Raw genomic sequence first — 12,843 nt, forward strand, 5'->3', positions numbered from 1 at the left:
GGCGGGCTTATTGTTCTCCAGCGCCGTCCTCCCTCCTTCCATTTAATTGCCGGGATCTAAAAACTCCTTCTTATACTCGTCCTTCGGGTCCCATATCGACCACGCCGCTTCGAGCATATTGCCACCCGAGATCACGGAAATAAAAATATCTCGCCCCCCCCTTGCCAATCGGCGTTAGCGGTCCCGTCTCTACCCCTTCCCTGGTCAGTTGGCGATGGGTGTATTCGATGTCCGGGCAGTTCAACGCCATGATCGGAAATGAAGCTCCGTTCCGTATAATCTCCAGCGGTTTCCGATCCCTGGTTTCGACTAGGAGCAATGCGATCGCGTGCTGATGAGGATGATGAAGCACCGCAAGATGCGAACCCCTGTCCCGAAACTTTTCCAGCAACCGAAACTCCAGATGACGGGTATACCACTCGATCGATTCATCAATACTCGTGCTCGGCACATAAACGTAACCGACGCGGCTGAACTTAAACGCGGCTTCCATTGGCCACACTCCCTTTCATCTACTCGTTCTTTTGATACCAAATCCCTGAGGTTTCTAACCTTATGCAGAAAAAAGTCGGAGAAGCGCAAAAGAAGAGACCCGTCAATCCCCTGACAAGTCCCTTCTCTGCTGTTACCTGCCTTCAAGATTGTGCAGCCACCTCGATAATTGAAAAGGCCGCCAAACGATTCGGCAGCCTATTATGGAATTTCCATCTATCTTTAATAGGAAGAAAGATTCGCCGCAATAAGCTCCTCCATTGTAAACAGCGACAGGAAGTTCAGCCCTGCCTTCTCCAGATTGTCCCGGCCTTGTTGCTCCCGTTCGATGACGCAAAGTACATTGCGCACAAGGGCGCCATGGTGTTTCAAGTCCTGGGCGCTTAACAGGATTTGCCCGCCTGTGGTCACCACATCCTCCACGATACAAACCCGTTTGCCGCGGATTTCGGTCCCTTCCGCCAGCTTGCATGTGCCGTATTCCTTGGCTTTCTTGCGCACAAACACAACCGGAATGCCCGTCTTGAGCGACAAGGCCGTTGCGATGGGGATGCCGCCCATTTCGAGGCCGGCCAGTATTTCCGTATCCGAGGGAATTAACCCGGCCAGATGCTCCGCAATTTCACGCAGCAAACCCGGAGCCGACTCGAACAAATACTTGTCAAAATAATCGTTCGACACTTTCCCCGACCGCAACGTAAAAGTGCCTGTTAAATGTGCGGTTTGATAAATTTCGTTGGCCAACACCGTTCGTTCCATCCCGTACCGACCTCTCCCGAATTTTTTGTTTATTCTACCATAAAACCTTCCCGGAAGGTATTGACCCTCTGTGCATGCAGACGGCGTGGCGCGTGCGCAGGGCTGCTTTGGGTAGGAAAACTGGCGCCTTGGCGGACGGATCGTCGTTTAAACGTATAAATGCCCTTAACTGTTGCATACAGACTCGTTTGCCATGTTAAAGGGTAAATATGCGCTTAAATTCGGCGATATAGACCAAATGTTGAAAAAACACGGAAATTAAGTGCATTTTTTCCGTTAAGTTGCCCCAAACAGCCGTTTGGGGTGAGTTTTAGTGTATTTATGCACTTAAAGGTAGTGGTTCTGGTTCTGGTTCTGGTTCTGGTTCTGGTTCTGGTTCTGCTTCTGCTTCTGCTTCTGCTTCTGCTTCTGCTTCTGCTTCTGCTTCTGCTTCTGCTTCTGCTTCTGCTTCTGCTTCTGCTTCTGCTTCTGGTTCTGCTTCTGGTTCTGGTTCTGAAGGAGAACGCTCCCGCCCCCATCGCAAAGTAGACATGGTGCACAAAACGCCGCATTCTCCCTGCCAACTAACAAATTTGCTTTTTGTGCCGCTCCCTGTCGTACACTCAAGGCATACCGGCAACCAAGGAGATGGACCCGACGACGAAGAAGAGCTCGTTCGACGAGCCCGATCAAGTCGTCCATTGAAATATCCTTGCCGTATCGGCATCGGCGACTAGCCGCCAAGCCGTTCCCGCATCGATCAAAAAGCAGGCTATCCATTGACCGGATAGCCTGCCTTCCGCTATGTCTTCTCCCCTTACTCCACCACCAACTCGGTCTGCGCAAACGGCGCCGGATTGCGGCAAATTCGCGGTTGTTTGCCGCTCGCCGTCGTAAGGTTGCGGCAAACCACCTTTTGACAGGGTACATAAGGGTACGGCGGAGTGCCGGATTCCGTATAAACCGCATCCCTTGCCCACCAATTTTCGCTCGGATCGGAGAACAAATAAAACCCGTCCTCCTCTTCCGGCATATGCGAATCGTCGACATGCAAGTTGATGAGCTTCACGCGCTGCGGCATAAAACACGCATAACCAAAATCGTGCGTACCGTCATTTTTCATCGTAAACAGTTCGGGGGTATACACCGCTCCATTGTCCGGAATCCAGGTGCAATCCCGGATTGTGACATCGCCTTCCCACGTGCTGCCGTAATCGTTCCGGAACTGAACCAAGGACCGTCCGTACAAAACGACGCGTTCAAACGTCAGCTGTCCGCGGCCGATGGCATTGACGCCTTGCCAGCCCATCGTGCTGTCCTTGATCGTATAGGTGCCGGATACTCCCATATGCGCATCGAGCCGCGACAACGTACAGTTTTCGACCAAAATATTTTTGCAAAAGTTGGAGCAGATCACGCCCCAGCGGGTACGGTCCGTGATGTTGTTCATCGTACAGTTGATCAGCTTGTAATCCACGATATTGTCCGCCAGCAAATCGTACGACCCCATCATGACCGGTTCTCCGGCCGAGCCGATCGTCGTATAAATTTTATGCCCGCTTACAAAACAGTTTTGGACGGTCACGTATGCACAATGCGTCGCATGGATGAAGCCGCCGTAAGGGGAGCCGTGGCCGATCTCCCCCGCCACATAATGGGTGATGCCGTCAATGGTCGTATTCGAACGGGTAATGCGGATGCCGCGATGGTAGTAGTCGTATTTGGACTCGCCGCGGTTGGCCATCGTGGTAAAAATGCCGCCGCGCACCGTCAGTTCGTCCTTGTCGATCGGCCGCGCTTCGGCATCGGTAATGTCGTCGTAATCCCAATCGATCGGCGACACAATCGAACCGTCTTCATGGACAACAAAGCAGTCCGTCTGATCGAATCCGTTATTCTGATTGAGTCCGCGGCGAATAAACTTCTTCACCTTCGTGTTCGTCACCACGACGTAACAACGGCTATCCAGCGTAAACCCCACTTGTTTCTGGTCCCGGCCGAGCGACGTCATGTTCAGCTTGAACGGCCGAAGCGCCGACTTTACGTGGAAACAGAACGCCTTGTTATCCTCGGCTGCCGTATCGTCAATCGTAAAATGGCTCGTATTCCAGTCGACGTCCGTCTGGATCACGGCCGTCATCGCCTTCGGCCCTATATAATAAGTAGCGTCAGGCTTCGTCTTCACCGGAAGACGGTGGGCATTCGCATAGTCATGAGCGGCGCAAATCGCTGCGATATCATCGGTTACGCCATCCCCCACAGCGCCGAACTGTTCGTAATCGACAAATGGTTTGATTGTCTCCATCTCCTTAGCGGTGTTCGATTCGGGGCTGAATATTTCCCTGCTGAACCATTCGCCAACTTGACCTTCAACCGCCGCCATCACTTCCATGTTACCGGTAAATGGAGCGAAATTCGTATATTATTTTTATATGTTTGGATGGCATCTTTTACACAAGCGCCTTCCTCGCGTACAAGTAGTCGCGCGATTCGACTGCTTGTACACGAAGCTTCTTCATGTTCAGATGAAGCAGACTTCCGTTTCGTTTCACCATCCTGCCCGCCACGAAAACCGTATCCACATTGGCTGTATTCGAGCAGAGCACTGTCAGCTCGAAAAGACGGGCTTGGTCAAACGAACGGTTTTCCCGCTCGTCCCGCCGCAAGTGGAGTACGCGTTGACTCCGCTTGGCGAAACGCTGTTCGCGCCATTAACCGCCATCGGGCAATGGATGGCCGATCACGAGCAGGACTTGAAGCTGGAATTGCCTGCTTCAAAACAGAAACGCCGCCTGAAGCGATCGGCCGACTAGGCGGCAAAGTCGATTCGTAGGCGGCGTTATGCAGCCGATATGTCTTGGAGCAACAATCAACTAATAACTGGTTCCCCTCAGGAATAAGCGAACCAGCGAAGCAACTCATACGCAACCAGCTCATGCCCTTTGGCATTAGGGTGATTGGGCCAGGATAATAAATCCGAGGCTTCACCCGATGTACGTTCGTATGCTTCAAATGCAGCGAAACTATCGACCAAGCCGACTTTATATTCCGCTGCAAGATGGCGAATTTGCTGGGCATGAGCTTTAAGATTAATCCACGATTCTGATTCAGGGTCTTGCAACCTCGACGTATCCCAGGTCGGTGTCAGCAAGATGACTTTCGTACCGGCTTGCAAGGCTTGCTCAATCATCGCGCTCCATGCCCGTTTTACTTCGAACAGTCCGCCAGAGCGGTCATTTAACCCATAATCGATCGTCAAGACATCCGGTTTGTGGCAAAGCACGTCGCGGGAAAAGCGTTCGGCCCCGCGAATCGAATTTTCCCCGCCGATCGCCGTCACGATCACATTAATTACGGCATACGGAAACCGATCGTTCAACAGGCGGTGAAGCAAGTGCGGGTAAGCGTGAAACGTATCGACTCTCGGTGTCGCAAAATAGCCGGCAGGCACGCTATGCCCGTGGCAAACGATGTGGATGGCCCGATTGTTTGGCCATGTTTTCTTCAATTCCTCCACAATAGGTGTTAAATAATCCCGTGAACTGGCCGCCGTCATCTACAAACAACCCCTTTCGCACAAATGGCGAATCATTCGCTACTATAATAATCGACATCGTGCAGAAATTCGTTTACAGTTTTGTCTCATTGCCCATTTAATGGAACATGGCGCTATGACGCCTTTTTTATTCCTCCGTAGCGAAGAGAAGTCGCCGCAACTCCTTGACAACCGATTGGGCCGAGCCGTTTATGGTTAACCGATTGATGACCAACCCGACCGCCAAACGATGGTTCGGGTCGGCGAACGCGATGGAGCCGCCATAACCACCATGTCCAAATACAGGGAAATGCTCGTTTCCATTCCCGAATAACTGATAACCTAAACTCACCCGAGGCAACGTACCATCCGGCAGCTGCAGCGGCAACGTGGCACGCTTCACGCTTTCAGGTCGAAGCAGCTCTACTCCGTCAATGCCGCCCGGCAGCAAAGCGGCATAATGCCGCGCCACGGCCCGGGCGGTCATGATCCCATTGCTCGCCGGAATACAGGCGCGGCGGGCATCGGTACGGTTCATCCATTCGTGCAAGGGCAGGATTGCGGGAGGTACCGGTTGTTTGTCCGGCGAAAAGTCTGTTGAAGCTGACTGGAGATCCGACTGTTCCAGAATCGCTACCCGTTGCTCTGCCTCTTCGGGTATACCGATGTACAAGTCATCGATGCCAAGCGGCCGGCACACTTCTTCTTCTACCAGTTGCCCGAACGCTTTCCCGGTAATGCGTCTCGCGATTTCGCCGATCACATAACCGTACGTCATGGCGTGATAATGCATCTCTATCCCCGGATGATGAATCGGCGCTAATTGCGCTATCTTACTGCACATACCATCCCAGTCAGTCACCCCCTCATACTCCACATTTAGCGGCATATAGGGAATGCCCAGCGTATGATGGAGCGCCTGACCGATTGTGGCTCGCTCCTTGCCATGGGTCGCAAATTCCGGCCACAGCTCGCCTATAGGCATGTCATATTCGAGTTCTCCCCGCTCAACCAATCGATGAATGACGGTAGCGGCTACTCCTTTAGTTGTGGAAAAGGCAGGAAACAGCGTCGTACCGTCTACTTGCTGCCCCGTACGGCTGTCGGCGATGCCCGCCCACACGTTCACGATTAACTCACCTTCGTAATACGCGGCGAACTGAATGCCAAGTTCATCGCCTTGTAGAACCCGTTCTGACAATAGATCTTGCATCCTCTTCTGAATGTCCATGCTTGAAGCCCCCTCTTGTTAGCAGTCGGAAGCAGAGGACACCGTCGTGCCCCTGCTTAATAAATTCACTAGTTACTGCGTTACGGTGAAATTGTCAAACCGCAAATCTCCGAAGCGGCTGTCGAGCCCCGCCTTGCCGGCCGCCAATCTGTTATCGGTCGCCGTCAACTCCAGGTTGCCGTTCACATAAAGCTGGAGCGTCGTGCCCTGGACAACTGCTTTAAACGTGTACCACTGGCCGTTCTGGAACGTGAATGGCTTACTCGCCACTCCTCCGTTCGCTCCTGCCACACGTCGGTAAATGTTCAAACCGCCATTCCTATAGCCGAGAAAATAAAAGTTGTTGGAATCCGTAAACCGGAGCCGGATACCGGCATTTGGCGAATTCGTTGATGACCAGCTATCTACTTTTACACGCGTTTCGACCGTATAATCAGTCCACGAAGCGCTGCCGACGGAAGCTGAATTGTCGAACGTCGTGCTGGATTTGTACACTTTGCTGCCGTCGTTCACGACACTCCAGGTACCGGTCACGACTGACCAGTCGGCAGCACCGTTCTCGAAGTCGGAAAAGTATAAATAGTTCGGCGTCGTCACGACAGCCGCTGTACTGGCGGCCGATTCGTTACCGCTGTCGTCATACGCTTTGACCGTATACGAATACGCCGTCTGGGAACCGATCGTCGCATCCGTATAGGTGGTCCCGCTCGTCGTCCCGATGTTGACCCCGTCGCGGTATACGTGATAGCCGCTCAAGAGGCGATCATCGGTTGACGGGGACCAGGAGAGTACGACTGACTTTCCTGTTATCGTGGCCGTCAATCCGGATGGAACGCTCGGAGGCGTCACGTCCGGATCGAGTGTCGTTACGCATGCGCCACCTCCACCAGATTCGTTGCCGGCCGCATCATAAGCGAGCACGTAATAAAAGTAGGGCGTCGCTTGAGTCAATCCACTATCCGTATAGCTCGTTCCCATTGTCGTGCCGACAGAAATGCAGTCGCGGTATATGTTGTAATGATCGATACCCGTATCGTCCGTCGCTGCGCTCCAGTTGAGCGCGACTTCGCTTTCCGACACAGGGCCCGCCGACAAGTCGGCCGGAGCCGAAGGCGGCGTCGTATCACCAGACGCACCAGCGGGCGCGGCAAGCAACAGCACAGCAGTGACCATCACGAAGGCATGCAGCCAGCGAGGATGGCGGCCCCGATTCCATTTCCTTGTCTCCATTTGCGCACACTTCCTTTCCTCATCCTATTGGGTTACCGTAAAATCGTCGAACCGCGAATCGCCAAACCGGCTGTCCACGCCTGCTTTACCCGACGTCAGATTGCTGTCGGTCCATGTCAGCTCTAAATTGCCGTTGACATATAGCTTGAGCGTTGAGCCTTGTACGACGGCCTTAAATGTGTACCACTGGCCGGTTTGGAACGTATACGGCTTGTAGGCGGTGCTGCCATTATGACCAGCCACTCTGCGGTAAATGTTCAAACTGCCACCTTTGTAGCCAAGGAAATAATAATTGTCGGCGTCCGTAAACCGGACCCGGATGCCGACATTGGGCGAGTTGGTCGACGACCAGCTGTTCACTTTCACCCGTGTCTCCACAGTGTAATCGGTCCATGATGAATCGCCGATGGCTGCCGAGTTGTCGAACGTGGTGCTGGATTTGTAAACCTGGCTTCCGTCGGAAACGACGCTCCAGGTGCCCGATGTCACCGACCAATCGGAGGCGCCGCTCTCGAAATTGGAGAAGACGAGGAAGTTCGGCGTTGTGACGGCGAACGGCGCACTGGCGGCGGACAAGTTGCCGCTGGTGTCGACGGCCTTGACCGTATAGGAATACCCTGTCGCCGAAAGGATGTTGGCATCGGTATACACAGTGCCGGTGACAGTAGCGATTTCCGCGCCGTCGCGATAGACGCGATAACCGGCTATGCCGCGATTATCCGTAGACGCGGACCAGTTCAAAGCGACCGAATGGCCGGTCACGCTCCCCGTTAAGCTTCCGGGAGTGCTCGGCGGTGTCGCATCTGGCGACAACGTAACTGCACAACGGCCGCCTCCGCCCGATTCATTGCCGGCATAATCGTAAGCGACGACCGAATAGAAGTAACGGGACGAAGCCGTCAGGCCAGTGTCGGTATACGTCGTACCTGTTGCAGTGCCGATCGGCGTGCAGTTCCGATACACTTCGTAATGGCTAACACCGATATTGTCGGTCGAAGCCGTCCAGTTCAGCGTAGCCGAATAGCTCGCCGTCGATACGGCCGTCAGGCCATGCGGCGCCGTCGGCGCCGTCGTGTCGGCTGAATCCGAGCCGCTTACCGTCACCGAAAAATCGTCCTGCGTCAAATCGAGCGCAACCGTGAGCAGACCGGAGCCGCTTGCTGTCAATTGCTGCGAAGTGCCGTTACTCCATTGAAGCGTGTAGACGGCATTTGGCGCCAAGCCCGCAATTTCCATCTGGCTGGCGGTCGTGCTCGACTTCAGTGGTTTCGCCGCCCACAGCTGGAAGCCGCCAGGCAATTTCGCATAGCGCAAATTGACGGACTGGCTGAATTGGAACCGCTGATTCGGCAGCGTCAGTGCATCGCCTTGAATCATCATCGCATTTTCGACTGTAGTGCCGTTTTTCGTGTACACGAGCGATTGTGCATTCGCTTTTGCGTCCGTTGACGTCAGCGCTCCCGCACTGCCCGCTCGGAACGCGATCAGGTCCGTTTTCCCGCCGGCGCGCGTCACCGTCATCTTGGTGCCTTCGGCATCCTTCGTTACTGCCGGCTTCACGGCCAGCGAGCGGCCGTCGCGGTTCGGATAAAAGACGCCCAAAAATTGGCTTGCAATCGACGGAACCGCATTGCTGGCGCTCAAATTCGTGCCCATCACCGCTTTGTTCGCCGGACCTACGGTCGTTTGCATGCCATTCGGCTACAGCATGAACAGCTGCATGCTGTCGACACCTTGCGTAATTGTGTAGCCACTGTTCGCATCTCCTGTCCAAGTACCGTTGCTATTGTACAGGAACTGATACGTGCGTTCGCCGCTCGAAGAAACGAGATCGTCATAGACGATCGCATATTCGCTGTCGACGAAAAGCAAATTGCGGTTCATCCGGCTCATGTTGACGTAACCGTTATGCAAATCGCCGGTCGTATAACCGTATCCCGGACTGCCGAAGAACTCGCTGATCGACGCCAGGTCCCGCATATTCGCATACGGCTGATAAAACTGCAAATTGCCTTCTCCGCGCTGCCCCGCGCCGTCGACAAGCAGCGAGTTCATATCTTTCGTCCAGCGGTCGATCTTGTCATACGGCGGATACTCGCTCCACCGCTTGCCTGCGAACTCGATGTAAATGTTTCCGGCATCCGGTTTATCGTGGGCGACGTTGATGTACGTGCCGTCAGGCGCAATATGGTCCCGCCATTCGTTCAGCTTATGACCGCCGACCGGGCCGCTTTTGAACGAAACGCTCCAATCGCCATTGCCCCAGCCCGTGCGGAAATTGGCCATCTCGAGATCGGGGAAATATTGATACGGGACGTATGGCGTCGGGTCAGGCACAAGCGAGTCGTCATAGTACAAGAAGTCCCACACATGCCAGGAAAACGAATTGGAATCAACCGCATATGCATCGTTGATCATTGCTTGCAGCTTGGCGTCGTGAAATTTTGCGGCGATTTCGTACAGAAAGTTGTTAAAATACCCCAGCGCATTGGAATCGTCCCCGTACGGCGCGAGACGGGAATATCCTGGTCCATACAAGTACGCCTTGTAAAGACCAATATTATGAATCGTGTCGTTCCACAGCGTACTGTTGTTCGTCACCGATTCGTACATCGCGATGGAGCGGACGACGTGCTCGTCGCCGTACGACATATAATTCGACCCTTCGTGCTGGGAGCCGTCCGGCGCCAGTTGGGATAGGAGTGTCTGCAGTTCCTGCTCCGCGAATTGATACATCGTTGTTACTACGTCGTACCTTGCGCCACCGACTGATCGAGGTAATACAGATTCGACGTATAGCCGAGCAGCGTACCGTCCCGGTACACGGCATAGCCGGCTACCGCGTCGTTATCCGATGCCGCCGACCAATTGAAATCGACGCGGCCATAAGCGGATTCCCACACCGTAACGCCGGTTGGCACGCTCGGTGCGGTCGTATCGGTCGGCGCCGACGTTTCGTCGATCGACACGTTGTCGAAGCTGACGTTGCCATACGCCGTAATCAGGGCGGCCGGTCCTGCGGCGAACGTCAAGTCGACCGCGGTCAGCACCTCCACGCCGTCCAGCAGCAACCGCAGGCGGGCATGGTCGCTCACGGCGGTGATCGTATGCCACGTACCGACGGAGAGAGAATAAGGCGTGCTCGCCAGCACGGTCGAGACGCCGGCTACTTTTTTCTTAATATTTAGCACACCCAAATCATACGTGAACAAATAGTAATTGTTCACATCCGTATATCGACTGAGTAAACCAACCGTTTGAAACTGGCTCGAGCCCCAGCCGTTGACTTTGAAACTCAACGTCGTCTGGTAATTGTCCCAGGTCGAAGCCCCGAAGACGCTTCGCGAAATCGAATCGGCGGACAACGTTTGATATACCTTCGTACCGTCATTGACGACGGTCCATGTCCCGCTCGCGACCGTCCAGCCGGCGGCGGTGCCGCTCTCGAAGTTTTCGCTGTACGGCAGCGCCGTATCCGCATATGCTTTTAGCGGCGCAATGCCGGGATACACCGGCACCAGCGCGGCCAGCATTAGAACGACCAACAGGCGGGGCAGGAGCAGCTTGCGGTGTTTCCATTTCCACATCACTACCGACACTTCCTTTCCGTCTCATAGAATTGGGAAATCGTGCAACAACCTGTCATGCAAACGATTGAAATCGCTGGTTGGCCATCACCCCCTTAATGAAACTCCCCCTTGGTGACGGATCACAAGAGGGAGCTCGTTGGTGCGCTCACAATCTGTCACCCCTTGACGGAGCCGAGTAGCATACCTTTAACGAAGTATTTTTGCAAGTAGGGATAGACGAGCAAAATCGGCACCATGCTGATAACGACGGCCGCCATCTTGATGCTTTCCGGCGAAGAGGCGAGGTCACTTAAACCCGGCTGGTTCGCCAATGATTCTTCCTTCAGCATGCCATTCAGCACGACCTGCAGCACCCGCTTGTTCTGGTCGTTGATATAAATAATGCCTGGCAAATACTCGTTCCAACGCGCCACCGCATAGATGAGCGCGATCGTTGCGTTTACCGCACCCGACAGCGGCACGATGATGCGCAGCAGGATGTACCAATCGCCGGCGCCGTCGATTTTAGCCGACTCGGTCAACTCGGCCGGGATACCCCTGTAAAACTTGATCATAATCAGCATGTTGTACACGCTGACGGCGGACGGCACCATGAGCGCCCACAGCGTATCGACCATATGCAGCTGCTTGATGACGAGGTAGGTCGGAATCAAGCCCCCGTTAAAGAGCATCGTGAAGAAGATAAGCGAAAAGATCGCTTTTCGCCCGCGCAAGCTGTTTTTGGCCAGCGGATACGCGCAACCTATGGTCAATAGCATGCTGATCAGCGTACCGCCGGCCGTAACGATGACCGTATTTCGGAAGCCGATGTACAAGAACTTTTGCGTAAGTACATATTTGTATGTCGAAAGTGAAAAGTGCTCCGGGTACAAGTTCAGCTTGTTGACGGACGCGCGCAGCGGATCGCTGAGCGAAAACATCAGCACATACCAAAACGGATAAAACATGATTAAACCTAGCAGAACGAATCCGGTATAAAGGACAATCGGGTACAGGCGGCTTTTGCCGTAACGCTTCATCTAGCTCAGCCCCTCTTCCCCGAATAATTTGCTCACCCATTGCGCTGCCAGCACGAGCACAAGTGCGATAACGGAATTGAACACGCCGATGGCCGTGGCGAAGCTGTAGTTGCCCTGTTGCAAGCCGTATTTGAACACGAACGTATCCAATATTTCGGTAACGTTGAGAACGGCGGGATTTTCCATGACAAGGATTTGCTCGAAGCCGGCGTTCATCAGAAACCCGATGCGGAGTATCAGCAGCAGCACGATCACATTGCGGATCGAAGGCAGCGTTACATGCCACGTTTGTTTCCATTTGCCCGCCCCGTCGACGATGGCCGCTTCGTACAGCGACGGATCCACCTGGGTCAGCGCCGCCAAATATATAATCGTCCCCCAGCCGAGGTCTTTCCAAATATCGGAGGCAACAAGAATGCTGCGAAACAGATGCGGATCGATGAGTAAATTGCGCGGCTCTTGACCGAACCATTCGTATACGAACGCCACGACGCCGTTGTGCGGCGACATGATCGCCAGAATGAAGCCGGAAATGACGACCCATGAAATAAAATGCGGCAAATACAATACCGTCTGGATCACACGCTTGAAAAAACGGTTGCCAAGCTCGTTGAGAAGCAGCGCGACTGCAATCGGCGCCGGGAAGCCAAAAATGATTTTGTACAGGCTGATCAGCAGCGTATTGCGCAAAATGATCCAAAAATCAGCGTAATGAAACACGTCCCTGAAATTTTTCCAGCCAACCCACTCGCTCGGCCAAATGCCCTGGAAAATATCGTAATCTTTAAATGCAATTACAATTCCGTACAACGGCGCATATTTAAATAGGAGAAAATACAACAAACCGGGAAGCAGCATCACATACAACACTTTGTCGTTCCGAAGCTCGCGGAAAGCCGACTTTTTGTTTGCCTTCATTTGCCGCCTCTCGGCAGCCTGAATCGTTCCCATGATGCAAATCCTTTCCGCCGCGCGTTCCGGCCGGAGCGGTGCAAATGGTGCCCCGCT

General features: G+C 53.8%; 13 protein-coding genes. 1 reads left to right on the top strand and 12 read right to left on the bottom strand.

The window, feature by feature from the left end; genetic code table 11:
• Positions 1-70 precede the first annotated feature (70 nt).
• The 4 genes from EXY20_RS04680 to EXY20_RS04695 form a co-directional block, all read right to left on the bottom strand.
• Positions 71-493, bottom strand: coding sequence for a VOC family protein (locus tag EXY20_RS04680; protein ID WP_235885352.1), 423 nt, complete (start codon positions 491-493; stop codon positions 71-73).
• A 221-nt stretch (positions 494-714) separates the two neighbouring features.
• Complete coding sequence (pyrE, locus tag EXY20_RS04685) at positions 715-1,251, bottom strand: orotate phosphoribosyltransferase (RefSeq protein WP_135548170.1); 537 nt, start codon at positions 1,249-1,251, stop codon at positions 715-717.
• Between the two features lie 319 nt (positions 1,252-1,570).
• Positions 1,571-1,783: a hypothetical protein gene (locus EXY20_RS04690; RefSeq protein ID WP_135548172.1), complete on the bottom strand. Its 213-nt coding sequence runs from the start codon at positions 1,781-1,783 to the stop codon at positions 1,571-1,573.
• A gap of 264 nt (positions 1,784-2,047) precedes the next feature.
• The gene (locus EXY20_RS04695) at positions 2,048-3,613 is read right to left on the bottom strand and encodes a hypothetical protein (RefSeq protein ID WP_135548174.1); all 1,566 of its coding nucleotides are present in this window, start codon (positions 3,611-3,613) and stop codon (positions 2,048-2,050) included.
• Positions 3,614-3,755: 142 nt separating this feature from the next.
• On the opposite strand from EXY20_RS04695, the gene EXY20_RS40235 reads away from it, so the two are divergent.
• Positions 3,756-4,043 carry a winged helix-turn-helix transcriptional regulator gene (locus EXY20_RS40235; RefSeq protein WP_268965974.1) on the top strand — a complete coding sequence of 96 codons (288 nt, stop codon included), beginning with the start codon at positions 3,756-3,758 and terminating at the stop codon, positions 4,041-4,043.
• A gap of 77 nt (positions 4,044-4,120) precedes the next feature.
• Here EXY20_RS40235 and EXY20_RS04705 read toward each other — a convergent pair whose 3' ends face one another.
• The 8 genes from EXY20_RS04705 to EXY20_RS04740 form a co-directional block, all read right to left on the bottom strand.
• The gene (locus EXY20_RS04705) at positions 4,121-4,786 is read right to left on the bottom strand and encodes an SGNH/GDSL hydrolase family protein (protein ID WP_135548176.1); all 666 of its coding nucleotides are present in this window, start codon (positions 4,784-4,786) and stop codon (positions 4,121-4,123) included.
• Between the two features lie 127 nt (positions 4,787-4,913).
• A complete protein-coding gene (locus EXY20_RS04710) occupies positions 4,914-5,996 on the bottom strand; it encodes a serine hydrolase domain-containing protein (protein WP_135548178.1) in 1,083 nt (360 codons plus the stop codon).
• 72 nt (positions 5,997-6,068) lie between these two features.
• A complete protein-coding gene (locus tag EXY20_RS04715) occupies positions 6,069-7,226 on the bottom strand; it encodes a fibronectin type III domain-containing protein (RefSeq protein ID WP_135548180.1) in 1,158 nt (385 codons plus the stop codon).
• A 24-nt stretch (positions 7,227-7,250) separates the two neighbouring features.
• On the bottom strand, positions 7,251-8,918 hold the full coding sequence (locus EXY20_RS04720; protein ID WP_135548182.1) for a fibronectin type III domain-containing protein: 1,668 nt from the start codon (positions 8,916-8,918) through the stop codon (positions 7,251-7,253).
• A 9-nt stretch (positions 8,919-8,927) separates the two neighbouring features.
• Positions 8,928-9,962, bottom strand: a complete 1,035-nt coding sequence (locus EXY20_RS04725) for a hypothetical protein (RefSeq protein ID WP_135548184.1) — start codon at positions 9,960-9,962, stop codon at positions 8,928-8,930.
• An 8-nt stretch (positions 9,963-9,970) separates the two neighbouring features.
• Positions 9,971-10,813, bottom strand: coding sequence for a family 16 glycoside hydrolase (locus tag EXY20_RS04730; protein ID WP_135548186.1), 843 nt, complete (start codon positions 10,811-10,813; stop codon positions 9,971-9,973).
• Positions 10,814-10,971: 158 nt separating this feature from the next.
• Positions 10,972-11,835, bottom strand: a complete 864-nt coding sequence (locus EXY20_RS04735) for a carbohydrate ABC transporter permease (protein ID WP_135548188.1) — start codon at positions 11,833-11,835, stop codon at positions 10,972-10,974.
• A complete protein-coding gene (locus EXY20_RS04740) occupies positions 11,836-12,753 on the bottom strand; it encodes an ABC transporter permease (protein ID WP_135548190.1) in 918 nt (305 codons plus the stop codon).
• Between the last annotated feature and the right edge of the window lie 90 nt (positions 12,754-12,843).

The organism is Paenibacillus cymbidii (assembly GCF_004764705.1).
GTDB lineage: Bacteria > Bacillota > Bacilli > Paenibacillales > NBRC-103111 > Paenibacillus_AN > Paenibacillus_AN cymbidii.